Below are 24,928 nucleotides of genomic sequence, written 5' to 3'. Positions count from 1 at the left end.
GCGGCGTGTCAGCGTCCCGCGGGAGCGCCCACGCCCTCCGGGTCCTCCGCCTCGGCGTCGAGCGGCGCTGCGAACTGGCTCTCGTACAGCCGGGCGTAGGCGCCGCCCGCTGCGAGCAGCTCGTCGTGCGAGCCCTGCTCGACGATCGAGCCGTGCTCCATGACGAGGATCGTGTCTGCGTCGCGGATCGTCGACAGGCGGTGCGCGATGACGAACGACGTGCGGCCCTCGCGCAGCGCGTTCATCGCCTGCTGCACGAGCACCTCCGTGCGCGTGTCGACGGAGCTCGTCGCCTCGTCGAGCACGAGGATCGCCGGGTCGGCGAGGAACGCGCGCGCGATGGTGAGGAGCTGCTTCTCCCCCGCGCTCACGCTCGACCCCTCGTCGTCGATCACCGTGGCGTACCCGTCGGGCAGCGTGCGCACGAACGGGTCGACGTGCGTCGCACGCGTCGCGGCGAGGAACGCCTCGTCGTCCACGGTGCGGCCGTCGCGCACGCCGTAGCGCAGGTTCTCCTCGATCGTGCCCTGGAAGAGCCACGTGTCCTGCAGGACCATCCCGATGTCGGAGCGCAGGTCGTCGCGCGTCATGTCCCGCGTGTCCACGCCGTCGAGCGTGATCCGGCCCCCGTCCACGTCGTAGAACCGCATGAGCAGGTTGACGAGCGTCGTCTTGCCCGCGCCCGTCGGCCCGACGATCGCGATCGTCTGGCCCGGCTCCACCACGAGGTCGAGGTGCTCGATGAGCGGGACGTCCGGGTCGTAGGAGAACGAGACGTCCTCGAACGCGACGCGGCCACGCACCGGGTCGACCGTCTTCGCGGGCGACGGGTCCGGCGTCTGCTCCTGTGCGTCGAGCAGGTCGTACACGCGCTCCGCCGACGCGACGCCCGACTGGAGCAGGTTCATCATCGACGCGATCTGGGTGATGGGCTGCGTGAACTGCCGCGAGTACTGGATGAACGCCTGCACGTCGCCGAGGGTCATCGTGCCCGACGCGACCCGCAGGCCGCCCACGACCGCGACGATCACGTAGTTGAGGTTCGCGAGGAAGCCCATCGCGGGCTGGATGGTGCCCGAGATGAACTGCGCGCGGAAGCTCGCGTCGTAGAGCGCCGCGTTCTCGCGCTCGAAGTCGTCGATCGCGGCCTGCTGGTGGCCGTACACCTTGACGAGCGTGTGGCCGGTGTACATCTCCTCAATGTGCGCGTTGAGGCGGCCCGTCGCGGCCCACTGCCGGATGAACTGCGGCTGGGAGCGCTTCGCGATCTGCGCCGTGACCAGGACGGACAGCGGCACGGTCACGAGCGCGACGACCGCGAGCAGCGGCGAGATCCAGAACATCACGCCCAGCACGCCCACCACCGTGAGCACCGACGTCACGAGCTGCGACAGCGTCTGGGTGAGCGTCTGGGAGATGTTGTCGATGTCGTTCGTCACGCGCGAGAGGATCTCGCCGCGCGCGTTGCGGTCGAAGTACGACAGCGGCAGGCGCGCCAGCTTGGCCTGCACCTCGCCCCGCAGCCGGTAGACCGTGCGCTGCACGACGATCGCCGTGATGCGCCCCTGGAGCCAGCCGAAGAGGAACGAGCCGACGTACACGGCGAGCACCCACGCGAGCACGGTCGCGAGCGCGGTGAAGTCGATGCCCTCTCCCGGCACGAGCCCCGGCACGCCCGAGACGAGGTCGGCGACCTGGTCCTGGCCCTGCGCCCGCAGCGCCTCGACGGCCTGCTGCTGGGTGACGCCGGCCGGGAGCTGCGAGCCGACCACGCCCGCGAAGATGATGTTCGTCGCGTTGCCGAGGAGCTTCGGCCCGGCGACCGCGAGCGCCACGGACACCACGCCGAGGATCACGACGGCGACGATCGGCACGCGCTCGGGGCGCAGCGATCCCACGAACCGGCGCAAGGAGCCCTTGAAGTCGAGCGCCTTCTCCCCGGGGACGCCCATGCCGCCCATGGGGCCGTGCCCGCCGCCACCGCGGGGTCGGCCCGCGAGCCGGGTCGCGGCGACGTCGCGCCCGCCGGCCGCCGCGGGTGCGCCGTTCTCGGGAGCGCCGTCGCGCGACGTCGCGGGCGTGCGCGAGGCGTCCTGCTCGCCGCTCATGCTGCCTCCTCGATCGAGAGCTGGGAGTAGACGATCTCCTGGTACGTCTCGTTGGACTCGAGGAGCTCGGCGTGCGTGCCGCGACCGACGATGCGGCCGTGGTCGAGCACGAGGATCTGGTCGGCGCCCCGGATCGTCGCGACGCGCTGCGCCACGACGATCACGGTCGAGCGCCGGGTGCGGGGCGCGAGCGCCGCGCGCAGGCGGGCGTCCGTCGCGTAGTCGAGCGCGGAGAACGAGTCGTCGAACAGGTAGACCGCCGGGTCGCGCACGATCGCGCGGGCGATGGCGAGCCGCTGACGCTGCCCGCCCGAGAAGTTCGTGCCGCCCTGCGCGACCGGTGCGTCGAGGCCGCCGTCGAGCGCCTCGACGAAGTCGCGCGCCTGCGCCACCTCGAGGGCCTCCCACATCTGCTCCTCGGTGGCGTCGGGCCGGCCGTAGCGGAGGTTGTCGGCGACCGTCCCGGAGAACAGGTAGGCCTTCTGCGGTACGAGGCCGAGGAGGGAGCCGAGGTCCGCGCCGGTGAGGTCGCGCACGTCGGTCCCGTCGATCCGCACGGCGCCGCCCGTCACGTCGAACAGCCGCGGGACGAGGTTGAGGAGCGTCGTCTTGCCGGAGCCGGTCGAGCCGATGATCGCCGTCGTCCGCCCGGGCTCGGCGACGAACGAGACGTCGTGGAGCACGGGCTCCTCGGCCCCCGGGTAGCGGAACTCGACGCCGTCGAGCTCGACACGGCCCGTCCGCGTGGTGAGGGCGACCGGCCGCTCGGGCTCGACGACCGTCGCGCGGGTCTGCATGACGTCGGTGATGCGCTCCGCGGAGACGGCCGCGCGCGGCACCATCATGAACATCATCGTCGACATCATCACGGCCATGAGGATGTACATGAGGTACGACAGGAACGCGGTGAGCGCACCGACCTCCATGTCGCCGGCGTCGATCTGGCGCCCACCGAACCACAGCACCGCGATGCTCGACGCGTTCATGACGAGCATGACGGTCGGGAACATGAGCGCCATGAGCTTGCCCGCCTTGAGCGAGACGTCGAACAGGGCGTCGTTCGCGACGTCGAACCGCTCGGCCTCGCGGCGCTCGCGCACGAACGCGCGGATCACGCGGATACCGGTGATCTGCTCGCGCAGCACGGCGTTGATGCCGTCGATCTTCTTCTGCATCTGCCGGAAGTAGGGCACCATCCGCCAGATGATGAGCCCGACGCTCACCCCGAGGACGGGCACGATGACGAGCAGCAGGCCGGAGAGCTCGACGTTCTCCTGCAGCGCCATGACGACGCCGCCGACCAGCATGATCGGCGCCATGACCATGATGGTCAGCGAGAGCAGCACGAGCATCTGCACCTGCTGCACGTCGTTCGTCGTGCGGGTGATGAGGGACGGCGCCCCGAACTGGCCCATCTCCTGGGCCGAGAAGCGCTGCACGTTGGTGAACAGCCCGGCTCGCACGTCGCGGCCGAACGACATGGCGACCCGCGCGCCGAAGTAGACGGCCGCGACCGCGCACACGACCTGGCCCAGGCTCACGAGGAGCATGAGGCCGCCGGTCCGCATGATGTAGGCGGTGTCGCCCTGCGTGACGCCCTGGTCGATGATGTCGGCGTTGAGGCTCGGCAGGTAGAGCGACGCGAGCGTCGCGAGGAGCTGGAGCACGAGGAGGACGACGATCGGCGTCCGGTAGGGACGCAGTCGTGTCCGCAAGAGGCTGACGAGCATGGGCTTCCTGTCCGGGAGGGGGCTGCGGGACGAGGGCGCGAGCCGCGGGTCGCGGGTGCGCGGGGCGGGCGGCACCGGGCGAGGGTGCGCGCGCGTCGTGGACGGGCCGCCGGTCAGGGCGACGGGTCGGTCGTGACGTCCGCCCCGATGCCGCCGAGGATGAGGTCGGCGAGCTGCACGGCGTCGAGCCTGTCACCGCCCGAGAGGTGCGGCAAGGCGTTTCCGAAGACGAGCGAGAACAGCGCCCGCGCGGCCAGCGCCGGGTCCACGCGGAGCTGCGCCCGGTGCGCCGCGAGCTTGCTCTCGATCGCCGCGACGATCTCGCGCGCCGACCGCTCCCGGGCGTCGAACCCGGCCCGACGGGCGTCCCGGCCGTCCCCGGCCCGCATCCGGCGCACGGCCTCGGCGCGGTCCGCCGTCGCGCGGTGCGGGTCGAGCACCTGGTGCGCCGCGGCGAAGATGCGCATACCGACGCGCTGCGCCTCGAGCAGGAACTCGACGATGCTCACGACGAGCGGGCGCAGGCCGTCGTCGTCCGGGAGCGTGCCGATCGCGGCGACGGCGGGCGCCGGATCGAGCGAGCGGACGACCGCGGCGTGCAGGATCTCGTCCTTGTCCGCGAACGCGCGGAACAGCGTGCCCTCCGCGACGCCCGCGGCGTCGGCGATCTGGCGCGTCGTCACGGCGGCGCCGTGCTGGACGAGCAGCGGGATCGTCGCGGCGGCGATCGCGTCGCGGCGCTCCTCGCGCGAGAGCGGCCGTGCGCGGGTGCGCTCCGGGGTGGACGCCTCGGACCGCGCGCCCGAGGGCGCGTCGAGAGGAGCGTCGGGCGGGGCGTCGGAGGGCACGGAGACGGGGGCCACACCTCGACGGTAACTGAGTGAGCACTCACTCTCAAGGTCGTCCGCGCGCGGCACGACGACGCCCCCGCACCCGGGTGGGTGCAGGGGCGTCGTCGTGCGGGGCCGGGGCCACCACGGCCGCGGGCTGCGCGGTGCCGCCCCGTCAGTGCCGCGGCGAGAAGGACGGCGGCGGCCCGCCGGCGGGCGGCTCGTCGCGCGGGGGCTCGTCCGTGGTCGGCGCGTCCTCGACGATCGGCTGCGGGGGCGGCGGCGCGTACTGCGACGGCCCGCCCAGCGGACGCGGCGTGGCGGTCCCGGGCTCCGGCGCGGCCGCGTGATGCTCGCCGGGGCCGCCCGGGTGCTGGCCCCGCTCGGTCTGCGGGTCGAACGGCAGGCCGGACCGGGTGCCCGAGCTCGTCGCGTCCGCGGTCGCGGCCTCCGCCTGACGCCGCGCCTCGGCCAGGGCCTCGGCGGGGTCGGTCAGCGACGGGACGCCGAACCTCACGCGGTCGCGGTCGCGCTCGCGACGCGCCTCGGCGCTCGCCTCGGCCGCCTCCGCGTCCTCGGCGGGGCCCCCGCTCGGCACTCCTCCGCCGTCGATCCCCGGCACGCCGCCGAATCCCTTGGCGATCGAGCCGAGCGCCGCCGTGAACTCCGTCGGCACGACCCACAGCTTGCTCGCCGTGCCGTTCGCGATCTGCGGGAGCATCTGGAGGTACTGGTAGGCGAGCAGCTTCGGGTCCGCGTCGCCCTCGTGGATGGCGTCGAAGACCTGGAGGATCGCGCGCGCCTCGCCCTCGGCCCGGAGGATCTGGGACTGCGCGTCACCCTCGGCCCGGAGGATCGCCGCCTGCTTCTCACCCTCGGCCGTGAGGATCTGCGACTGCTTGACACCCTCCGCGGTGAGGATCGCGGCGCGGCGGTCACGCTCGGCGCGCATCTGCTGCTCCATCGAGCCCTGCACGCTGGGCGGCGGGTCGATCGACTTGAGCTCGACGCGGTTCACGCGGATGCCCCAGCGACCGGTCGCCTCGTCGAGCACGCCGCGGAGCTGGCCGTTGATCTGGTCGCGGCTCGTGAGCGTCTGCTCGAGGTCCATCGAGCCGATGACGTTGCGCAGGGTCGTGACGGTGAGCTGCTCGATCGCCGTGATGTAGTTCGCGATCTCGTAGACCGCGGACTTCGGCTCGGTGACCTGGAAGTAGATCACCGTGTCGATGCTCACCACGAGGTTGTCGGACGTGATGACCGGCTGCGGCGGGAACGACACGACCTGCTCGCGCAGGTCCACCGAGGCGCGGACGCGGTCGATGAACGGCACCAGGAGGTGCAGGCCCGGCTCGAGCGTGCGCGAGTACCGGCCCAGGCGCTCGACGATGATCGCGACCGCCTGCGGCACGATGCGCACCGCCTTGACGAGCGCGACGATCACGAAGATCAGGATCAGCGCGAGGACGACGTACGCGAGGATCGTTCCGGGACTGGGGTCGTTCATCGACTGCCTCCTGGTCGTCGGTCGCGCGACCGGTCGCCCGGCGGCGCGGTGCGGGTGTGCCGGCTGGTCACGACCCTGTGGGGTGCTGGGCGGGCAGCGGCGCGACGACGGCCGTCGCGCCGTCGATACGGACGACGCGCACCTCCGTGCCCACGGGGATCTGCGGCGCGTCGGGCTCGGTCCGCGCGGTCCAGACCTCGCCGACGAGCTTCACGCGGCCACCGAACTCGCTCACGCGGTCCACGGCGAGCGCCGTGCGGCCGACGTGCGCCGCGACGTTCGTCTCCGTGAGCGGGACGCGCGAGCGCAGGTGCCGCAGGAGCCACGGGCGCAGCGTGAGGAGCAGGATGACGCTCACGACCGCGAACGCGACGATCTGGAGCCAGAGCGGCCCGCCGGCGGCGTTGACGCCGGCCGCGGCGAGCGATCCCCCGGCGAGCATGATGAGCACGAGGTCGAGCGAGATGATCTCCACGAGACCGAGGAGCAGTGCCGCTCCGACCCACCACAGCCAGTCCATCTCGACCCCCGTTCCCACGTGCGCGCTTTACGTGTACTTTACCGAATTTCCGCCCGCGGTGCACGCCCCGGGCGCTTGCCGCGCGCGGAGGTCACGCCCGCGCGGCGCGCGCCATCCACCGGCCGCCGCCGTGCGCGACGAGCAGCGGCACGCCGAACGCGTCGCTGAGGTTCTCCGCGGTGAGCACCTCGCGGATCGGGCCGGCGGTGTGCACGACGCCGTCCTTGAGCAGCAGGACGTGCGTGAAGCCCGGCGGGATCTCCTCGACGTGGTGCGTGACGAGCACGAGGACCGGCGACGCCGGGTCTCCGGCGAGCTCCGCCAGCGCGCCCACGAGCTCCTCGCGGCCCCCGAGGTCGAGGCCCGCGGCGGGCTCGTCGAGCAGCAGGAGCTCCGGGTCCGTCATGAGGGCGCGCGCGATCTGCGTGCGCTTGCGCTCCCCCTCGGACAACGTGCCGAAGGTGCGGTCCGCGAGGTGGTCGACGCCGAACGCGGCGAGCAGGTCGTCCGCGCGCTGCGCGTCGAACTCCTCGTACTCCTCGCGCCACCGGCCGGTGACGCCGTAGGCGGCGGTGAGCACGACGTCGCGCACGGTCTCGTCGCCGGGGATGCGGTCGGCCAGGGCCGCGGACGCGAGCCCGACGCGCGGGCGCAGCTCGAACACGTCGACGCGGCCGAGCCGCTCGCCGAGGACGTCGGCCGTGCCGGCCGTGGGGTGCATGCGTGCGGACGCGATCTGCAGGAGCGTCGTCTTGCCGGCGCCGTTGCGGCCCAGCACGACCCACCGCTCGCCCTCGTTCACCTGCCAGTCCACCGCGTCGAGGATGGTCTTGGGGTGGCGTCGGACGGTGACGCCCTTCAGGTCGAGAACCGCGCTCATGGTCACCGACCATATAGGTTGGCCGTCGTGGTCTCACACTCGTCCGGGGGTCCGCACGACGCCCCGCAGCCCGCCCCGGGCCCCGGCTCCGCGTCGAGCACGGGCGCCCTCCCTCGCAGCGCCCTGCTCGCGCTCTGGCTGCGCGCCGCGCGCCTCGGCGACGACGACGGGACGGCCCGCCTCGTGCGCGCCGTGGAGCGCGACGACGAGCCGCACGTGGTGTCCGGGGCGCTCGGTGACGTCCGGCTCGCGGACCTCGCGGGCGCGTGGGCCGGCGACGCGCGCGAGGTCGTCGCGCTCGCACCCGTCCCCGGCGACGTGTCGGGCGTCCCGCCCGAGGCCGCCGCACGCGCGACGGACGCGGGCGAGTGCGTCGTGATCACGACGTCGTCCGGGTCGTGGGCGCTCGTGCCTGAGGTCACGGAGTTCGGCAGCGACCTGGAGCCGGGCCACCTCGTCACGTGGCACGTCACGCAGGTCGGGCCGTGGAGCGCGCGCGTGCTCGGCGCCGTCGGGTCGCTCCCCGAGGCGGAGCGCGACCTGCGCACGGCGCTGCTGCTGGCCACGCGCGCCCTCGACGAGCTCGACGTCGCCCGCTGGCGCGACGACGCCGCGGGCGCCATCGCCGACCTGCGCGCGGGCGGCGCCCCGACCTGGCAGCTCCCGCCCGGCGTCCCGCCGCGCGCCGTCCAGGTCCTCGTGCAGGCCGTGCGCCTGCGCGCGATCGTCGACCTCGCGACCGCCGACGACGGCGGGGCCGTCAACCTCTGGCAGGCCGACCAGCGCTCGACCGCGCTGCGCGAGGTCGACCGCGCGTCCCGCCACGCCGTGGGCGCCGCCACGTTCTGGACCGCCACGGCCTGACCCGGACCGCGGACCACCACCGCCTGGCCCGCTCTGCGCGGGGTCGGCCGTCAGGCGTGCGACGTCACGTACGCGTCGAGGTGGGCGAGCGAGGACGCCATCCCGGCGGCGTGGTCCGCCGGGGAGATCCCCGACGGCACGCCCGTCGCGCGGACCGTGACGCGCGCGCCGTCCCCGACCGGCTCGACGGTCCACGTCATCGTCATGGTCCCGGCGAACGCCGGGTCGTCCGCGGCGAAGACGACCCGCTGCACGACGCTCCGGCCCGGGACGAGGTCGAGGATCGCGACGTCGACGACATCGGTCCCCTCGCCCGTCTTCCCGGGGTCGGCCTGCGGGTCGTCGTAGGCGAGGACCATGCGGTAGCCGCCGCCGGGGCGCAGGTCGAAGCGCTCGAAGCGGCCCGTCATGCCGTCGGGCGGGAGCCAGGTCGCGAGCGCGTCCTGGTCGACGAGCGCGCGGTACACGGCGCGGGGCGCGGCGGCGACGAGGCGCGACGCCTCGTCGACCCGGTCGCTCCCCGCGGTGCTCACGACTGCCCCAGCACCGTCCGGTAGACCTCGAGCGTGCGCTCGCCGATCGCGTCCCACGCGAAGTGGTCCTCGACGCGCTGCCGCGCCGCGCGGCCCATGGCGGCGGCCCGCTCGGGGTCGCTCACGACCTGCGTGAGGGCGGCGGCGAGGTCGGCGACGAAGCGGTCGGGGTCGAGCGGCGTGCCCGTGCCGTCGTCCGCCTGGTCGATCGGCACGAGGAGGCCGGTGACGCCGTCGTCCACGACCTCGGGGATGCCGCCCGTGGCGGTCCCGACGACGGGCAGCCCGACGGCCATCGCCTCGAGGTTGACGATGCCGAGCGGCTCGTACACGGACGGGCAGACGAAGACGGTCGACGCGGCGAGCACCGCGACGAGCTCGGCGCGCGGCAGCATCTGCTCGATCCAGACGACCCCGCTGCGCTCGGTCTGGAGCTCGGCGACGGCGCCGCTGACCTCCGCGGCGATCTCCGGGGTGTCGGGGGCGCCCGCGCACAGGACGAGCTGGACGTCGTCGGGCAGCGAGCGCGCGGCCCGCAACAGGTACGGCAGCCCCTTCTGGCGCGTGATCCGCCCGACGAACACCACGGCGGGCCGCCCGGGGTCGATCCCCAGGTCGCGCACGACGCGGTCGGCGACGTCCTGCTGCACGCCCGGCTCGGGACGGCGCCAGCCGTCGAGGTCGATCCCGTTGTGCACGACGTGCACCTTCGCCGGGTCGACCTGCGGGTAGACGCGCAGGATGTCGTCGCGCATCCCGCCGGAGACCGCGACGATCCCCGCCGCGCCCTCGTACGCGGTGCGCTCCGCCCACGACGACAGCGCGTACCCGCCGCCGAGCTGCTCCGCCTTCCACGGCCGCAGGGGCTCGAGCGAGTGCGCGGACAGCACGTGCGGGACGCCGTGCAGCAGCCCCGCGAGGTGGCCCCCGAGGTTCGCGTACCAGGTGTGCGAGTGCACGAGGTCGGCGCCCGCGACGTCGTCAGCCATCTGCAGGTCCACGCCGAACGTGCCGAGCGCGGCGTTCGCCCCGGACAGGACGCCGGGCACGGAGTAGCCGGTCACGCCGTCCTCGCCGCGCGGGCCGTCGAAGCAGCGCACGCGCACGTCGACGTGGCGCCGCAGCACCGCGGACAGCTCGGCGACGTGGACGCCGGCCCCGCCGTAGACGTGCGGCGGGTACTCACGGGTCAGGAGGTCGACTCTCACGCGCCACACCGTAGCCGAGTCGCCCGCCGCGGACCCCCGGTGGGCGGGGCCGACGCGGCCCGCGCCCAGGATGCGGGTCCTGCTGCGTGGTCCCGCCCCGAGGGGCTACCGTCTGGGCATGGCCGCCGCACCCCGAGTCCTCGCCATCGTCCTCGCCGGGGGCGAGGGCAAGCGCCTCATGCCGCTCACCGCCTCGCGGGCCAAGCCCGCGGTGCCGTTCGGGGGCATCTACCGCCTCGTGGACTTCGCGCTGTCCAACCTCGTGAACTCGCACTACCTGCACATCATCGTGCTCACGCAGTACAAGTCGCACAGCCTCGACCGGCACATCACGAAGACGTGGCGCATGTCGTCGCTGCTCGGCAACTACGTCGCGCCGGTGCCCGCGCAGCAGCGCGTCGGCAAGCACTGGTACCTCGGCAGCGCGGACGCGATCTACCAGTGCCTCAACATCATCGACGACGAGCGTCCGGACATCGTCGTGGTCGTGGGCGCGGACCACGTGTACCGCATGGACTTCTCCCAGATGGTCGACGCGCACGTCGAGTCCGGCGCGCAGCTCACCGTCGCGGGCATCCGCCAGCCGATCTCGATGGCGGACCAGTTCGGCGTCATCGAGACCGACCCGAAGGACCCGACGAAGATCGCGGCGTTCCGCGAGAAGCCCTCGGACCCGGTGGGCCTGGCCGACTCCCCCCACGAGGTGCTCGCCTCGATGGGCAACTACGTCATCGACACCGACGCGCTCGTCGAGGCCGTCACGTCCGACGCCGCGAACGCGGACTCGCGCCACGACATGGGCGGTGACATCGTGCCCGCCTTCGTCGAGAAGGGCACGGCCGCGGTCTACGACTTCATCCGCAACGACGTGCCGGGCTCGACCGACCGCGACCGCGACTACTGGCGCGACGTCGGGACGATCGACTCGTACTACGACGCGAACAAGGACCTCATCGCCGTCACGCCGGTCTTCAACCTCTACAACGAGGAGTGGCCGCTGCACACCGGCTACACCGGCCTGCCGCCCGCGAAGTTCGTGCACGCCGGGCGCGGGCGCCTCGGTCACGCGGCAGACTCGCTCGTCTCCCCGGGCGTCATCATCTCGGGCGCGACGGCGGTCGGCTCCGTCCTGTCGCCCGGCACCTACCTCCACTCGTGGTCGTCCGTCTCGGACTCCGTGCTCATGGACGGCGTGCAGGTGCACCGCCACGCGCAGGTGCACCGCGCGATCATCGACAAGAACGTCGTCGTCGGAGAGCAGGCCCGCATCGGTCTCGACCCCGAGCAGGACCGCGCGCGCGGCTTCACGGTCACCGAGTCCGGGATCACGGTCGTCCCCAAGGGGACGGTCGTCGAGTGACGCCTTCCCCTATCGGCGTCGTGCACGTGCCCGACGCCGCGCCGAGCCCTGCCCCGCCCGCGACCGCCAGCCCGAGGAGCCCTCGCGTGACCCCCGACCCGTCGAGCGCCCCCGTGCGGCTCCTCGTCATGGACGTCGACTCGACGCTCATCGAGCAGGAGGTCATCGAGCTCCTCGCCGACCACGCGGGCACGCGGGCCGAGGTCGCCGCGGTGACCGAGCGCGCGATGCGCGGCGAGATCGACTTCGGCGCCTCGCTGCGCGAACGGGTCGCGACCCTCGCGGGCGTGCCCGTCACGGCGTTCGCCGACGTCCGCGCGCGGGCGACCTTCACCCCCGGCGTGCGGGAGCTCCTCGCCGAGGCCCGGCGCCGCGGCTGGGAGGTCGCGCTCGTCTCGGGCGGCTTCGAGGAGGTCGTGGCCGGGCTCGCGGCCGAGCTCGGCATCACGCGCTTCCGCGCGAACCGGCTCGAGGTGTCCGGCGGGAGGCTCACGGGCCGCACGACCGGGCCGATGGTCGACCGCGCGGCGAAGGAGGCCGCGCTGCGCGAGTTCGCGGCCGAGCTCGACCTGCCGATGAGCGCGACGATCGCCGTGGGAGACGGCGCGAACGACCTCGACATGATCGGCGCCGCGGGCGTCGGCATCGCCTTCGCGGCCAAGCCCGTCGTGCGCGAGCAGGCGCCCTACGGCGTCGACGGACCGCGTCTCGACGCGGTGCTCGCGGTCGTCGACCAGGTCGACGCCGCGCGCTGACGCCGGACGCACGAGAGCCCTGGCACCGTGGGGTGCCAGGGCTCTGTCGTGCGGGTGCGCCGGGACCGGGTCAGGACGGGCGGCCCACGTAGGTCAGCAGGGCGGCCTGCGGCTCCCACGCGTCCCACGACGCCCCGGACTCCAGCACCGAGTACGTCGCGGTCGGCACGCCGACGCGCACCTGGGCGAGCGCGCCGCCGTCGGACGCCGGGTCGGCCAGGTACGACGCGGTGGCCGCCATCGTGGGCTCGTGCCCGACGACGAGCAGCGTGCGGACGCGCGGGTCCGTGGTGCGCAGGAGGTCCAGCACGTCGGCCACGTCGGCCGCGTACAGCCCGTCGCTCACCAGCACGTCGGGCTCGACGTCGCCCAGGTGCGCCGCGAGGAGCTCCCACGTCTGACGCGTGCGCAGCGCGGAGGAGCACAGCACGCGCTCAGGGACGAGCCCTGTCTCGCGCAGCGCCGCACCGACGCGCACCGCCTGCCGGCGGCCGTTGAGCGCGAGGGGACGCAGCACGTCGTCGACGCTCCCGCCGCCGGGCTCCGCCTTCGCGTGCCGCAGCAGGACGAGGCGGCGCGTGCCGCCGTCGGGGGTCTGCGCGCCCTTGCGCTCCTCCGCGGTCACTGCCCCATGGCGTGCACGCCGCCGTCGACGTGCACGATCTCACCGGTCGTCGCCGGGAACCAGTCGGACAGGAGCGCGACGACCGCGCGCGCGGCGGGCTCCGCCGTCGTCTGGTCCCAGCCGAGGGGCGCCCGGGTCGGCCAGGCGTCCTCCATCTGCGCGAAGCCCGGGATGGACTTCGCCGCCGTGGTGCGGATCGGGCCCGCGGAGACGAGGTTCGCCCGGATGCCGTCGGGGCCGAGGTCGCGCGCGAGGTAGCGGTTCGCGGACTCGAGGCCCGCCTTCGCGACACCCATCCAGTCGTAGACCGGCCACGCGAACTGCGCGTCGAACGTGAGGCCGACGACGGCGCCGCCGTCGGTCATGAGCGGCTTCGCCGCGACCGCGAGCGACTTGTAGGAGAACGTCGAGACCTGGAGCGCGGTCGCCACGTCCTCCCAGGTGCCGGAGAGGAAGTTGCCGCCCATGACGCTCTGCGGCGCGAAGCCGATGGAGTGCACGACGCCGTCGAGGCGGTCCGTGTGCTCGCGCACCGCGTCCGCGAGGCCGGCGAGGTCGTCGTCGTTCGTGACGTCGAGCTGCACGACGGGCGCCTCGACCGGCAGGCGCTTCGCGAAGGCCTGCGTGAGCTTCATCTGGCGGCCGAACGAGGAGAGCACGACCTCGGCCCCTTCCTCCTGCGCGAGCCGCGCCGCGTGGAACGCGATCGAGGAGTCGGTGAGCACTCCCGTGACGAGGAGCTTCTTGCCGTCGAGCAGACCCATCGGTTTCCTTCCGTCGTGCGCCCGCTGTGGGCGCGCTGAGGCGAGCGTACTGAAAGAGAGGTGGGGCGGGCGCGTCGGTGACGGGGCCGCGGGACGGGCGCGCGAGGCGCCGCGGGCTGCGGTCAGTGGCCCATGCCGAGGCCGCCGTCGACGGGGATCACGGCCCCCGAGACGTACGCGGCGTCGTCGGACGCGAGGAACTGCACGACGCCCGCGACCTCGTCCGCCTGGGCGAAGCGGCCCGCGGGGATGGCGGACTTGTAGGCAGCCTGGCGCTCCTCGGGGAGCTCGGCGGTCATCGCGGTGTCGATGAACCCGGGCGCCACGACGTTCGCCGTGATGTTGCGCGACCCGAGCTCGCGCGTGATCGAGCGCGCCATGCCGACGAGCGCGGCCTTCGAGGCGGCGTAGTTGACCTGGCCCGCGCCGCCGTAGAGTCCGATCACGGACGACACGAGCACGATGCGCCCGCGACGCTGCCGGATCATGCCCTTCGTCACCCGGCGCACGCAGCGGAACGTGCCGGTCAGGTTGACGTCGATCACGGACTCGAAGTCCTCGTCGGTCATCCGCAGCAGGAGCTGGTCGTGCGTGACGCCCGCGTTCGCGACGAGCACCTCGACCGGGCCGAGCTCCTTCTCGATCTCGGAGAACGCGGCGTCGACGGCGGCGGTGTCGGTGATGTCCGCCACGGCGCCGAAGACGCCCTCGGGCAGGTCACCGCCCCGGTAGACGGTCGCGACGCGGTCGCCGTTCGCGACGAAGCGCTCGGCGATGGCACGGCCGATGCCCCGGTTCGCGCCGGTGACGACGACGGTGCGCGGGGCGGGGGCGGTGGCTTCGGACACGTGCGGCTCCTCGGGACGGTCGGGTGGGTCGGCGGCCGGGGACGGGTCCCGCACGGCCGGTGCCGGGTGGGCCCTGCCGGGCCCGGCGCGACGGCGCCGCACCGACCGTACCGTGCGCGGGGCCCGCGGTGCGCGGTGCGCCCAGGTCACACCGCTGCCCCACACTTTGTGGGGTCCCCACAAACGTAGACTGGACGGGTGACCACACGACGCGCCGCCCGGAGGTCGGCCGAGGCGGTCCCGAGCATCACCGCCGCACCGGAACCGCTCGCCGCGGACCAGGCGCGCCGGGAGCGCAAGTACCTGATCCAGATGGGCATCCGCCTCGTGTGCATCTTCGGCGCCATCCTGGCGCAGGGCAGCTGGGTGACCTGGGTCCTCGCCGTCGGCGCGGTCGTGCTGCCGTACAGCGCGGTGCTCGTCGCCAACGCGGGCCGCGACCAGGCGCACTACGACACCTCCCCCATGGAGCACCGCGCGCTGCCCACGGCGGGTGCGCCCGGGAGCCACGGCATCGCGGGCGCCGAGCCCCGCGAGCCGCACGACGACGAGGAGGACCGCCGGTGACCGACGTCATGGGCCTCGCCGACCCTGTCGGCGAGGACGAGCTGGTGTGCAGCGCCAAGGGCTGCCAGGAGGCCGCCGCGTGGGGCCTGCTGTGGAACAACCCCAAGATCCACACGCCCGAGCGGCGCAAGGTGTGGCTCGCGTGCGACGCGCACCGCGAGCACCTGGAGACGTTCCTCGGCGCCCGCTCGTTCTGGCGCTCGACGGTGCCGGTCGACGAGCTCGAGCGCCGGGCGGCCCCGTGACGCAGGCCGCACCACCGCAGGTCCCCGCGGGCCCGACGCCGCAGCGCGCCACCGCGGACGCCCACCAGCCGCGCACCCCGCGCCAGTGGGCGACGCTCGCGGTCGGGGTCCTCGTCCTCGTCGCGCTGTGCCTCGTCGCGGGCCGCTGGCAGTGGAACCGCTACGTCTCGCGCGACGCCGAGATCGAGCGCATCGAGGCGAACTACACGTCGGACCCGGTCCCGGTGGACGACGTGCTGCCCGCCCCGGGCGCCGAGCTCGACGAGGCCGACCTCTGGCGGCCGGTGACCCTCGAGGGCCGCTACGAGACGGACGCCACGGTCCTGCTGCGCAACCGCCCGGTAGGCGGCAGCGCCGGCTTCCACGTGCTCGTCCCGTTCGTGACGAACCCCACGCCGTCCGCGCCGGACGGGCTCGTCGTCGTCGTGGACCGCGGGTTCGTGCCGCTGGGGACCGACGCCGTCACCCCCGGGGACGTGCCCCCGCCCCCCGCGGGCGACGTCGAGGCGACCGTGACGCTGCGCGGCGACGAGCCGCCGTCGGGCCGGGACGCGCCCGCGGGCCAGGTGCAGGCCATCGCGACGGACCAGGTCCTCGCCGCCGGCCCGGACGGCGGCGGCTGGGCCGAGGGCCGCACGGTCGGCGCCTACGGGCAGCTGCGCACCGAGGTGCCGCCCGCGGCTCAGACCCTGGAGGCGCTGCCGAAGCCGGACACCGACCCCGGCTCGCACCTGTCGTACGCGTTCCAGTGGGCGGTGTTCGCCCTCGGCGCGGTCGCCGGCTTCTGGCTCCTCGTGCGCCGCGACCGGCGCGACGCGCGCGGGGAGCAGACCACCCTCACCGCCGGCGACCTCCTCGCGGTCCAGGACCCGGACGCCGCCCGGGCCCGGCGGGAGCCGCGCTCGCGCCGTCCGAGCGCCGAGGACGAGGAGGACGCGCTCATCGACGCGCAGCTCGACGCCCGGCAGGGTCCCGCACCGCGGTAGCCCCGGTCCCGGCGACGAGCGGCCCGGTCAGGCCAGCGAGACGAGCTCCGCGTACTCGTCGCTCCACAGGTCCTCGTCGCCGTCCGGCAGCAGCAGGACGCGCTCAGGCTCGAGCGCCTCGACCGCGCCGTCGTCGTGCGTGACCATGACGACCGCGCCCTCGTACGTCTTGAGCGCCCCGAGGATCTCGGCGCGCGACGCGGGGTCGAGGTTGTTCGTCGGCTCGTCGAGGAGCAGCACGTTCGCCGCCGAGACGACGAGCGTCGCGAGCGCCAGACGCGTCTTCTCCCCGCCGGACAGCACGTTCGTCGGCTTGTCCGCGTCGTCGCCGGAGAACAGGAACGACCCGAGCACCGAGCGCACCTGCGTGTCCGTGAGGTCGGGCGCCGCGTGGCGCAGGTTCTCGACGACGGTCGCGTCCATGTCGAGCGTGTCGTGCTCCTGGGCGTAGTAGCCGATCTTCAGGCCGTGGCCCGGGTGCACCTCGCCCGTGTCCGGCTGCTCGACGCCGCCGAGGATGCGCAGGAGCGTCGTCTTGCCGGCGCCGTTGAGGCCGAGCACGACGACGCGGCTGCCGCGGTCGATCGCGAGGTCGACGCCCGCGAAGACCTCCTGCGAGCCGTAGGCCTTGGACAGCCCGCTCGCGGTGAGCGGCGTGCGGCCGCACGGCGCGGGCTTCGGGAAGCGCAGCTTCGCGACCTTGTCGCTCTGGCGCTCGCCCTCGATCCCCGCGAGCATCTTCTCGGCGCGGCGCATCATCTGCTGCGCGGCCACGGCCTTGGTGGCCTTGGCGCGCATCTTCTCGCCCTGGACGAGGAGCGCACCCGCCTTCTTCTCGGCGTTCTGCCGCTCGCGACGACGACGGCGCTCGTCGGACTCGCGCTGGCCGAGGTAGGCGTCCCAGCCGAGGTTGTACTGGTCGAGCTCGCCGCGGTTGGCGTCCAGGTGGAACACCTTGTTCACCGTCGCGCGCAGCAGCTCGACGTCGTGCGAGATCACGACGAAGCCGCCGCTGTACGACTTGAGGTAGTCGCGCAGCCAGACGATCGAGTCGGCGTCGAGGTGGTTCGTCGGCTCGTCGAGGAGCAGCGTCTCGACGCCGGAGAAGAGGATGCGCGCGAGCTCGATGCGGCGGCGCTGCCCGCCGGACAGCGTGCTCAGCGGCTGGCCGAGCACGCGGTCGTCGAGACCGAGGTTGCTCGTGATGCGGTGCGCCTCGCTCTCGGCCGCGTACCCGCCGGCCGCGAGGAACCGCGCCTCGAGCTTGGGGTAGCGCTCCATCGCGGCCTCGTGGGTCTCCGCGTCCGCGCTCGCCATCGCGCCCTCGGTCTCGCGCATCTGGCGCACGATCCTGTCGAGGTTGCGTGCCGAGAGGACCCGGTCGAGCGCGATGATGTCGAGGTCGCCGGTGCGCGGGTCCTGAGGCAGGTAGCCGATGTCGTTGCCGCGCGTGATCTTGCCCGCCGTGGGCTGGGTCTCGCCCGCGAGGGTCTTGGTCAGGGTCGTCTTGCCGGCGCCGTTGCGGCCGACGAGGCCGATCCGGTCGCCCGCGGCGATCTGGAACGTCGCCTCGTGCAGCAGGACGCGGGCGCCGACGCGCAGCTCGACGCCGTGGGCGGTGATCACGTGCAGGTCCTCTCCGAAGGGTGACCCCGGTGGATCCAGCCTGGTGGGGCGATCCGATCGACGGGGCCCGACGATTCTACGGGCCGCGGGCCCGCGCCCGCGCGGTCTTTCTCTCGACGTCCTCCCGGACCGTCCCACGGTCGTCCCACGCACAGGGAACAGAACGGGACAATCAGCCCATCGTGCTAGCCTCCGGACGTCCCGGACCGTCGAGGAGATGGCGGGGGGACCGGAGCAAGGAGAGCACGTTGAGCAACGCCGAAGCAGCACTGAGCAAGGTCCTCGAGCTGGACGGGGCGATCGCGATCGCGGTCGTCGACTACAGCAGCGGCCTGGCCCTGGTCCAGAAGCAGGCCGCCCCGTTCGACCTCGAGCTCGCCGCGGCGGCGAACACCGAGGTCATCCGCGCGAAGCTCCGGGCGATCGAGCAGCTCGGGCTCGAGGACGGCATCGAGGACATCCTCATCACGCTCGGCCGCCAGTACCACCTCATCCGCCTGTCGCAGCGCGAGAGCCTGCGGGGCACCTTCTCCTACCTCGTGCTCGAGCGCGGACGGGCGAACCTCGCGCTCGCGCGCCGCGGCCTCGCCCAGCTCGACGAGTCGCTGTCGCTCTGACGCCCGTGGTCGCGGACGCCCTCGACCAGCGCGGGCGGGTCGCCCCCCGCAGCGTGGTGGACGTGCTGCGGGGCATCGACGACGCCCTCGACCACGAGGCGCACGTGCTCGCCCTCGGTCCCGGTGGCCGGGTCCTCGGCAGCGCGGGCCCCTCCCCCGGCCCTGTCGTCGAGGTGGCGCGGGCCGTCGCCGCAGCCCTCACCCAGGGCCCGGCCGTCCCGGGCAGCTCGGCGCGCTGCATCCTCAACACCGCCGAAGCGTGCGTCTTCGTCTACCTGCTCGGGCAGGACCTGTCGGTCATCCTCGTGGGCCCGACGGAGTGGAACATCGCCCTCACGGGCCGTCGCGTCGAGCGGTTCCTCGTCGACTTCGTCGACACCTACCTGGCCGAGACCGTCGCCGAGGCACCCGGCGACGACCCCGGCACGCTGCCGCGTCGCGAGCCGCCGGCGCCCGTCGTCGGGCCCGCCGAGCGGCACGAGCACCGCGGCGACCACGACCTGCTCGCGCGCGTGCTGCGCGCGCTGGTCCGCTTCTGAGGCCTGCGACCGCGCCCGGGGGTAGCGTTCCCCTGTGACATTCCAGGAGGGCGGATCGTTCGAGGGCGGACGCGTCCGCAAGGGTGGCGGCCGCGGGCGCGGCCCGATGATCGCGGGCGGCGGGATCGGCGCGGTGCTCGTCGCGCTGCTCATCGCGTTCGTCGGCAACCAGACGGGCGTCGACCTCAGCGCGCTGACCGGCGGCGACGGGTCGGACTCCGGCGCGTACGGCGACGGCCAGCAGGAGTACATCGACACGTGCACCGCCGAGCAGGCGAACACGACGCGCGAGTGCCGGCTCAACGGCACCGTCCAGTCGCTCGACGCCTACTGGACCGAGGCCCTCCCTCAGCAGGCCGGCGTCGAGTACGCGCTGCCCGAGGTCGTGAGCTTCACCGGGCAGGTCTCGACGGGATGCGGCGCCGCGACGAGCGCCGTCGGGCCGTTCTACTGCCCGCCCGACCAGACGGTGTACATCGACCTCGGCTTCTACGACGACCTGACGAACCGCTTCGGCGCGAACGACGGCGGGCTCGCGGAGATGTACGTCGTCGCGCACGAGTTCGGGCACCACATCGAGCAGCTGACCGGCGCCATGGACTCGGCGGACCGGCAGGGCACGGGCCCGGAGTCCGACTCCGTACGCATCGAGCTCATGGCCGACTGCCTCGCCGGCATGTGGGCGGGCCACGCCGCGACCACCGTCGACCCGGACACCGGTGTGACCTTTCTGGCACCGATCACCGAGCAGGAACTGAACGACGCGCTGTCGGCGGCGTCCGCCGTCGGCGACGACCGCATCCAGGAGGCCGCGACCGGCCAGGTGAACCCCGAGGGCTGGACCCACGGGTCGAGCGAGCAGCGCCAGCGCTGGTTCACGACCGGCTACGAGGGCGGCACCCTCCAGGACTGCGACGCGCTCTCCGCCTCGTCGCTGTGACCGCTCCCGCCGAGGTCGCTCAGAGCTCGATCGAGTACATGCGCGAGCCGGTGACCTTCTCGTAGCCGAGGCTCGCGTAGAGGCCGTGCGCGCCGGACGGGTTCTCCGTGTCGACGTCGAGCGCGGCGTACTGCATGCCGTCCGCCGCGAACGCGCGCATCGCGGCCGCGAGCGCCGCGACGGCGACGCGGCGGCCGCGGTACGCGCGCCGGACGCCGAGGAGCTCGGTGTACCCGAAGGTGTACCCCCGCACGGGGAAGTCCTCGTCGTACCGGCCCGCCATCTCGTAGCCGACGACGAGCGGCTCGCCGGCGCGCAGCGCGGCAGCGGTCTCGGGGTCGGTGGCCGGGTCGGCGAGGAGCGCGTCGACGTCGGGCGCGTCGTCGACCACGAGGAACGACCACTGGGGCGCGAACTCGCTGCGCCCGTGCGTCCACGCCTCGGCGGTGCGGGGCTCGCTCCCCCAGTGGTCGCGGAAGGCGTCGTTGTGCGCGAGGCGCGTCGCCTCGTCGAGCTCGGCGGACCACGGGACGACGCGCAGGGAACCGTCGAGCGGGACGTCGGGCACCGGGGCCGCGAGGTCGCGACGCAGGTCGGAGTAGAAGCGGCGGGCGACGAACCCGAACCGCGCGTAGAGCCGCGCCTTCTCGGGGGGGTCGGTGTCCTCCCCGAAGACGGCGAGCCGCGCGGGCAGCTCCTTGCCGCTCGCGGCGAGCACCTGCCGGGCGCGTGCCACCTGCCAGGCGAGCACCTCGCGTCCGATCCCGCGCCCCCGGTGGGTCGGGTGGACGCCGCCGCCGAGGAACGCCCGCACGGTGCGCGCGTCCCCCGGGTTGGTGTCGACCATCCCGTAGGCGCGCAGCGTCCCGTCGGTGTCGACGCCGACGATCGAGTCGGCCGCGACGTCGCGCCACGGCGCGGTGAAGATCTCCTCGATCTCCGCGAGCGTCTCGCGGTACGGCTCGTCGTCCACCTCCGCGATGTCGTTGCGCAGGGTGAGCAGGGCCGGCGCGTCGGCGGGCGTGGCGGGGCGCCACGTGAGCCCGCCCGCGGTCACCGGCGGCAGGGTCGAGGGGGCGGCGGCGCGCTCGGCGATCGGGGCGAGCGTCGAGGGCGCCGCCTCGGCGCGGTCGGTCGTCGAGGGAGAGGACATGGCGACCACGGTAGGGGGGCCCGCGCCGTCGGGCACGTGCTTTTCCCAGGACGTCCGCGCGACGCGTCGGCCCGCTGAGACGACTCCCCGTGCCGTGCCGCACGCGATCTACGCTGCGAGCATGCCGACCGTCGTTCCTCAGGACCTCGCCGACGCCCGCTCCCGGGCCCTCGCGGAGGCGCTGCGCACGCGCGTCGTCGTCGCGGACGGCGCGATGGGCACGATGATCCAGGAGCAGGACCCGACGCTCGAGGACTACCAGGGGCTCGAGGGCTGCAACGAGATCCTCAACGTCTCGCGACCTGACATCATCGCCGCGGTGCACGACGCGTACCTCGAGGTCGGGGTGGACGCGATCGAGACGAACACGTTCGGCGCCAACTGGTCCAACCTGTCGGACTACGACATCGACGACCGGATCCGCGAGCTCGCCGCCGCCGGGGCGCGGATCGCGCGCGAGCGCGCGGACGCCCACGCGACCGCCGACCACCCGCGCTGGGTGCTCGGTTCGATGGGTCCCGGGACCAAGCTGCCGAGCCTCGGGCACACGACGTACGCGCACCTGCGCGACACGTTCGCCGAGCAGGCCGCGGGTCTGCTGGAGGGCGGGGTCGACGCGATCCTCGTCGAGACGAGCCAGGACCTGCTCCAGGCGAAGGCCGCGGTGACGGGGTCGCGGAACGCGATGCGCGACGTCGGGCGCGAGGTGCCCGTGATCGTCCAGGTGACGGTCGAGACCACGGGCACGATGCTCATGGGCTCCGAGATCGGGGCCGCGCTGACCACGCTCCAAGCGCTCGGCGTCGACGCGATCGGTCTCAACTGCGCGACCGGCCCGGCCGAGATGAGCGAGCACCTGCGGCACCTGTCGCGGCACGCGGAGATCCCCGTGACGTGCATGCCCAACGCGGGCCTGCCGGTGCTCGGCCCGAACGGGGCGACGTACCCGCTGACGCCGGACGAGCTCGCGGCGGCGCACACCCAGTTCGTCACCGAGTTCGGCCTGGGCCTCGTGGGCGGCTGCTGCGGCACGACGCCCGAGCACCTGCGCCGCGTCGTCGAGGCGGTGCGCGCGCGGCCCGTCGTCGAGCGCCACCCGGAGCGCGAGAACGGCGTCGCGAGCCTGTACTCGCACACGGACCTGCACCAGGACGCGTCGTTCCTCGCCATCGGCGAGCGCACGAACGCGAACGGGTCGAAGGCGTTCCGCGAGGCGATGCTCGCGGAGAACTGGGACGAGTGCGTCGAGATCGCGCGGGCGCAGACGCGCGACGGCGCGCACCTGCTCGACGTGTGCATCGACTATGTGGGGCGCGACGGCGTCGCGGACGTGCAGCAGGTCGTCTCGCGCCTCGCGAGCGCGTCGACGCTCCCGCTCGTCATCGACTCGACGGAGCCCGAGGTCATCGCGGCGGGCCTCGAGCTCGTGGGCGGGCGCGCCGTCGTGAACTCGGTGAACTTCGAGGACGGCGACGGGCCGACGTCGCGGTTCGCGCGGATCATGCCGCACGTCGTCGAGCACGGGGCGGCCGTGGTCGCGCTGACGATCGACGAAGAGGGCCAGGCGCGCACCGCGTCGGGCAAGGTGGGGATCGCCACGCGGCTCGTCGAGACGCTCACGCGCGACTGGGGCCTGCGGGTCGACGACATCATCGTCGACGCCCTGACCTTCCCCATCGCCACCGGCCAGGAGGAGACGCGTCGCGACGCGATCGAGACCATCGAGGCGATCCGCGAGATCACGCGCCGCTACCCCGGCATCCACACGACGCTCGGGGTGTCGAACGTGTCCTTCGGCCTCAACCCCGCCGCGCGCACCGTGCTCAACTCGGTCTTCCTCCACGAGGCGGTCGAAGCGGGGCTGGACTCCGCGATCGTGCACGCCGCGAAGATCCTGCCGCTCGCGCAGATCCCCGCCGAGCAGCGCGAGGCCGCGCTCGACCTCGTGTGGGACCGGCGGCGGTACGACGACGAGGGGAACCTCGTGCACGACCCGCTCGCCCGGCTGCTCGAGCTGTTCGACGGCGTGGACTCGGCGGCGCTCAAGGACCAGCGCGCGGCGGAGCTCGCGGCGCTGCCCGTCGGCGAGCGGCTCGAGCGGCGGATCGTCGACGGCGCGCGCAAGGGTCTCGAGGAGGACCTCGACGCGGCGATGGCGTCCGGGATCAAGGCGCTCGAGATCGTCAACGACCACCTGCTCGAGGGCATGAAGGTCGTGGGCGACCTGTTCGGCCGCGGCGAGATGCAGCTCCCGTTCGTGCTGCAGTCCGCCGAGGTCATGAAGACGGCGGTCGCCTACCTCGAGCCGCACATGGAGAAGATCGAGGGCTCGAGCGGGTCCAAGGGCACGATCGTGCTCGCGACCGTGCGCGGCGACGTGCACGACATCGGCAAGAACCTCGTCGACATCATCCTCACCAACAACGGCTACACGGTCGTCAACATCGGCATCAAGCAGCCGATCTCCGCGATGATCGAGGCCGCCGAGGAGCACGACGCCGACGTCATCGGCATGTCCGGGCTGCTCGTGAAGTCGACCGTCGTGATGAAGGAGAACCTCGCGGAGCTCACGTCGCGCGGGCTCGCCGGCCGCTGGCCGATCCTGCTGGGTGGCGCGGCGCTCACCCGCACGTACGTCGAGGACGACCTGGCGGGCCAGTTCCCCGGCGTCGTCCGGTACGCGCGCGACGCGTTCGAGGGCCTGCGCCTCATGGAGCCGCTCGTGCGGGTCGCGCGCGGCGAGTCGCCCGACGCCGTCGGGCTGCCCGCGCTGAAGAAGCGTCGGCACGCCGTGGTCACCGTGACCGAGACGCCCGTCGAGGACCTGCCCGCGCGGTCCGACGTCGCGGCCGACAACCCGGTACCCGCTCCCCCGTTCTGGGGCACGCGCCTCGTCAAGGGTGTCCAGCTCGCCGAGTACGCGGCGTTCCTCGACGAGCGCGCGACGTTCATGGGCCAGTGGGGGCTCAAGCCCGGCCGGGGTGACGACGGAGCGTCGTACGAAGAGCTTGTCGAGACCGAGGGCCGCCCGCGCCTCAACGCCTGGTACGAGCGGATCCGCACCGAGGGCGTCGTCGACCCGTCGGTCGTGTACGGGTACTTCCCGGTGTGGTCGGAGGGCGACGACGTCGTCGTCGCACACCACGGCGCCGGGCTCGCGGGGATCGGCGCGCCCGACGGCGGGTCGGGCGGCGGGCCCGGGACCGAGCGGCTGCGCTTCACGTTCCCGCGCCAGCGCCGCGACCGGCACCTGTGCCTCGCCGACTTCGTCAAGCCGCGGTCGTGGGTCGAGGAGACCGGCCGGTACGACGTGCTGCCCGTCCAGCTCGTCACCATGGGCGCGAGCGTCGACCAGCACACCGCGAAGCTGTTCGCCGGGAACCACTACCGCGAGTACATGGAGCTCCACGGACTGTCGGTGCAGCTCACCGAGGCGCTGGCCGAGATGTGGCACTCGCGCGTGCGCGCCGAGCTCGGGTTCGCCGACGAGGACCCGACCGAGGTCGAGGGCATGTTCAAGCTCGAGTACCGCGGCGCCCGCTTCTCGCTGGGCTACCCGGCCTGCCCGGACATGGAGGACCGGACGAAGGTCGTCGAGCTCCTGCGGCCCGAGCGCGTGGGTGTCGAGCTCTCCGCGGAGCTCCAGCTCCACCCCGAGCAGTCGACCGATTGCTTCGTGTTCCATCACCCCGAGGCCAAGTACTTCAGCGTCTGACCATCCCC

Annotated in this window: 23 protein-coding genes; 10 read left to right on the top strand and 13 right to left on the bottom strand. The window is 73.5% G+C overall.

The annotated features are described in order from the left end of the window. Positions 1-8: 8 nt before the first annotated feature. The 6 genes from E1O70_RS03275 to E1O70_RS03250 form a co-directional block, all read right to left on the bottom strand. Complete coding sequence (locus E1O70_RS03275; RefSeq protein ID WP_061267371.1) at positions 9-2,108, bottom strand: ABC transporter ATP-binding protein; 2,100 nt, start codon at positions 2,106-2,108, stop codon at positions 9-11. Further along, entirely contained in the window at positions 2,105-3,838 is a 1,734-nt protein-coding gene (locus E1O70_RS03270) for an ABC transporter ATP-binding protein (protein WP_021483161.1), read from the bottom strand. The genes E1O70_RS03275 and E1O70_RS03270 overlap by 4 nt, the downstream gene beginning before the upstream one ends. A gap of 113 nt (positions 3,839-3,951) precedes the next feature. Further along, positions 3,952-4,701, bottom strand: a complete 750-nt coding sequence (locus tag E1O70_RS03265) for a TetR/AcrR family transcriptional regulator (protein ID WP_061267370.1) — start codon at positions 4,699-4,701, stop codon at positions 3,952-3,954. A gap of 142 nt (positions 4,702-4,843) precedes the next feature. Beyond that, positions 4,844-6,175 (bottom strand): SPFH domain-containing protein, encoded by a 1,332-nt coding sequence (locus E1O70_RS03260; RefSeq protein WP_061267369.1) that lies wholly within the window; start codon positions 6,173-6,175, stop codon positions 4,844-4,846. A gap of 67 nt (positions 6,176-6,242) precedes the next feature. Then, entirely contained in the window at positions 6,243-6,713 is a 471-nt protein-coding gene (locus E1O70_RS03255) for an NfeD family protein (RefSeq protein ID WP_306303300.1), read from the bottom strand. Positions 6,714-6,786: 73 nt separating this feature from the next. Then, a complete protein-coding gene (locus E1O70_RS03250) occupies positions 6,787-7,575 on the bottom strand; it encodes an ABC transporter ATP-binding protein (protein ID WP_021483599.1) in 789 nt (262 codons plus the stop codon). Positions 7,576-7,602: 27 nt separating this feature from the next. Here E1O70_RS03250 and E1O70_RS03245 point away from each other — a divergent pair, with 27 nt between their 5' ends. Next, the gene (locus tag E1O70_RS03245) at positions 7,603-8,439 is read left to right on the top strand and encodes a hypothetical protein (protein WP_232422923.1); all 837 of its coding nucleotides are present in this window, start codon (positions 7,603-7,605) and stop codon (positions 8,437-8,439) included. Positions 8,440-8,489: 50 nt separating this feature from the next. Here the strand turns inward: E1O70_RS03245 and E1O70_RS03240 are convergent, their stop codons facing one another. Beyond that, positions 8,490-8,972, bottom strand: coding sequence for an SRPBCC family protein (locus tag E1O70_RS03240; protein WP_061267368.1), 483 nt, complete (start codon positions 8,970-8,972; stop codon positions 8,490-8,492). Then, complete coding sequence (gene glgA, locus E1O70_RS03235) at positions 8,969-10,180, bottom strand: glycogen synthase (RefSeq protein WP_061267367.1); 1,212 nt, start codon at positions 10,178-10,180, stop codon at positions 8,969-8,971. Before glgA ends, E1O70_RS03240 begins: the two co-directional genes overlap by 4 nt. 118 nt (positions 10,181-10,298) lie before the next feature. On the opposite strand from glgA, the gene glgC reads away from it, so the two are divergent. Next, complete coding sequence (gene glgC / locus E1O70_RS03230; protein WP_061267366.1) at positions 10,299-11,540, top strand: glucose-1-phosphate adenylyltransferase; 1,242 nt, start codon at positions 10,299-10,301, stop codon at positions 11,538-11,540. Positions 11,541-11,626: 86 nt separating this feature from the next. Further along, positions 11,627-12,295 (top strand): phosphoserine phosphatase SerB, encoded by a 669-nt coding sequence (serB, locus tag E1O70_RS03225; protein WP_255218742.1) that lies wholly within the window; start codon positions 11,627-11,629, stop codon positions 12,293-12,295. A 70-nt stretch (positions 12,296-12,365) separates the two neighbouring features. Here the strand turns inward: serB and E1O70_RS03220 are convergent, their stop codons facing one another. From E1O70_RS03220 to fabG, 3 genes are all read right to left on the bottom strand, one after another. Further along, positions 12,366-12,920 carry a SixA phosphatase family protein gene (locus E1O70_RS03220; protein WP_061267365.1) on the bottom strand — a complete coding sequence of 185 codons (555 nt, stop codon included), beginning with the start codon at positions 12,918-12,920 and terminating at the stop codon, positions 12,366-12,368. Next, positions 12,917-13,684, bottom strand: a complete 768-nt coding sequence (gene fabI / locus E1O70_RS03215) for an enoyl-ACP reductase FabI (protein WP_061267364.1) — start codon at positions 13,682-13,684, stop codon at positions 12,917-12,919. Before fabI ends, E1O70_RS03220 begins: the two co-directional genes overlap by 4 nt. A gap of 122 nt (positions 13,685-13,806) precedes the next feature. Then, positions 13,807-14,532: a 3-oxoacyl-ACP reductase FabG gene (gene fabG / locus E1O70_RS03210; RefSeq protein ID WP_061267363.1), complete on the bottom strand. Its 726-nt coding sequence runs from the start codon at positions 14,530-14,532 to the stop codon at positions 13,807-13,809. Between the two features lie 198 nt (positions 14,533-14,730). Here fabG and E1O70_RS03205 point away from each other — a divergent pair, with 198 nt between their 5' ends. From E1O70_RS03205 to E1O70_RS03195, 3 genes are read left to right on the top strand one after another with little or no spacing between them, the layout of a single operon-like run. Continuing rightward, the gene (locus E1O70_RS03205) at positions 14,731-15,099 is read left to right on the top strand and encodes a DUF3099 domain-containing protein (RefSeq protein ID WP_074807059.1); all 369 of its coding nucleotides are present in this window, start codon (positions 14,731-14,733) and stop codon (positions 15,097-15,099) included. Positions 15,100-15,107: 8 nt separating this feature from the next. Continuing rightward, positions 15,108-15,344 carry a hypothetical protein gene (locus E1O70_RS03200; RefSeq protein WP_061267427.1) on the top strand — a complete coding sequence of 79 codons (237 nt, stop codon included), beginning with the start codon at positions 15,108-15,110 and terminating at the stop codon, positions 15,342-15,344. Further along, complete coding sequence (locus E1O70_RS03195) at positions 15,341-16,330, top strand: SURF1 family cytochrome oxidase biogenesis protein (protein ID WP_061267362.1); 990 nt, start codon at positions 15,341-15,343, stop codon at positions 16,328-16,330. Before E1O70_RS03200 ends, E1O70_RS03195 begins: the two co-directional genes overlap by 4 nt. A gap of 27 nt (positions 16,331-16,357) precedes the next feature. On the opposite strand, the gene E1O70_RS03190 is transcribed toward E1O70_RS03195, so the two are convergent. Then, positions 16,358-17,956, bottom strand: a complete 1,599-nt coding sequence (locus tag E1O70_RS03190) for an ABC-F family ATP-binding cassette domain-containing protein (protein ID WP_061267361.1) — start codon at positions 17,954-17,956, stop codon at positions 16,358-16,360. A 248-nt stretch (positions 17,957-18,204) separates the two neighbouring features. Between E1O70_RS03190 and E1O70_RS03185 the strand changes: the two genes are divergently transcribed. From E1O70_RS03185 to ypfJ, 3 genes are read left to right on the top strand one after another with little or no spacing between them, the layout of a single operon-like run. Then, complete coding sequence (locus E1O70_RS03185; protein WP_021481118.1) at positions 18,205-18,573, top strand: hypothetical protein; 369 nt, start codon at positions 18,205-18,207, stop codon at positions 18,571-18,573. Positions 18,574-18,578: 5 nt separating this feature from the next. Beyond that, positions 18,579-19,112 carry a hypothetical protein gene (locus E1O70_RS03180; RefSeq protein ID WP_061267360.1) on the top strand — a complete coding sequence of 178 codons (534 nt, stop codon included), beginning with the start codon at positions 18,579-18,581 and terminating at the stop codon, positions 19,110-19,112. Positions 19,113-19,146: 34 nt separating this feature from the next. After that, positions 19,147-20,052 carry a KPN_02809 family neutral zinc metallopeptidase gene (gene ypfJ, locus E1O70_RS03175; protein WP_061267359.1) on the top strand — a complete coding sequence of 302 codons (906 nt, stop codon included), beginning with the start codon at positions 19,147-19,149 and terminating at the stop codon, positions 20,050-20,052. Positions 20,053-20,071: 19 nt separating this feature from the next. Here the strand turns inward: ypfJ and E1O70_RS03170 are convergent, their stop codons facing one another. Further along, on the bottom strand, positions 20,072-21,205 hold the full coding sequence (locus tag E1O70_RS03170; RefSeq protein ID WP_061267358.1) for a GNAT family N-acetyltransferase: 1,134 nt from the start codon (positions 21,203-21,205) through the stop codon (positions 20,072-20,074). Positions 21,206-21,326: 121 nt separating this feature from the next. Here E1O70_RS03170 and metH point away from each other — a divergent pair, with 121 nt between their 5' ends. Then, a complete protein-coding gene (metH, locus tag E1O70_RS03165; protein WP_061267426.1) occupies positions 21,327-24,920 on the top strand; it encodes a methionine synthase in 3,594 nt (1,197 codons plus the stop codon). Positions 24,921-24,928: the final 8 nt, after the last annotated feature.

It is taken from the genome of Cellulosimicrobium funkei (genome assembly GCF_004519295.1).
GTDB lineage: Bacteria > Actinomycetota > Actinomycetes > Actinomycetales > Cellulomonadaceae > Cellulosimicrobium > Cellulosimicrobium funkei.
This window is presented reverse-complemented; position numbering and strand designations above follow the sequence as displayed.

Coding starts and splice junctions, on each gene's coding strand:
- E1O70_RS03275 (WP_061267371.1), bottom strand. CDS start 2,108: ATGAGCGGCGAGCAGGACGCCTCGCGCACGCCCGCGACGTCGCGCGAC.
- E1O70_RS03270 (WP_021483161.1), bottom strand. CDS start 3,838: ATGCTCGTCAGCCTCTTGCGGACACGACTGCGTCCCTACCGGACGCCG.
- E1O70_RS03260 (WP_061267369.1), bottom strand. CDS start 6,175: ATGAACGACCCCAGTCCCGGAACGATCCTCGCGTACGTCGTCCTCGCG.
- E1O70_RS03250 (WP_021483599.1), bottom strand. CDS start 7,575: ATGAGCGCGGTTCTCGACCTGAAGGGCGTCACCGTCCGACGCCACCCC.
- glgC (WP_061267366.1), top strand. CDS start 10,299: ATGGCCGCCGCACCCCGAGTCCTCGCCATCGTCCTCGCCGGGGGCGAG.
- fabI (WP_061267364.1), bottom strand. CDS start 13,684: ATGGGTCTGCTCGACGGCAAGAAGCTCCTCGTCACGGGAGTGCTCACC.
- E1O70_RS03200 (WP_061267427.1), top strand. CDS start 15,108: ATGGGCCTCGCCGACCCTGTCGGCGAGGACGAGCTGGTGTGCAGCGCC.
- E1O70_RS03170 (WP_061267358.1), bottom strand. CDS start 21,205: ATGTCCTCTCCCTCGACGACCGACCGCGCCGAGGCGGCGCCCTCGACG.
- metH (WP_061267426.1), top strand. CDS start 21,327: ATGCCGACCGTCGTTCCTCAGGACCTCGCCGACGCCCGCTCCCGGGCC.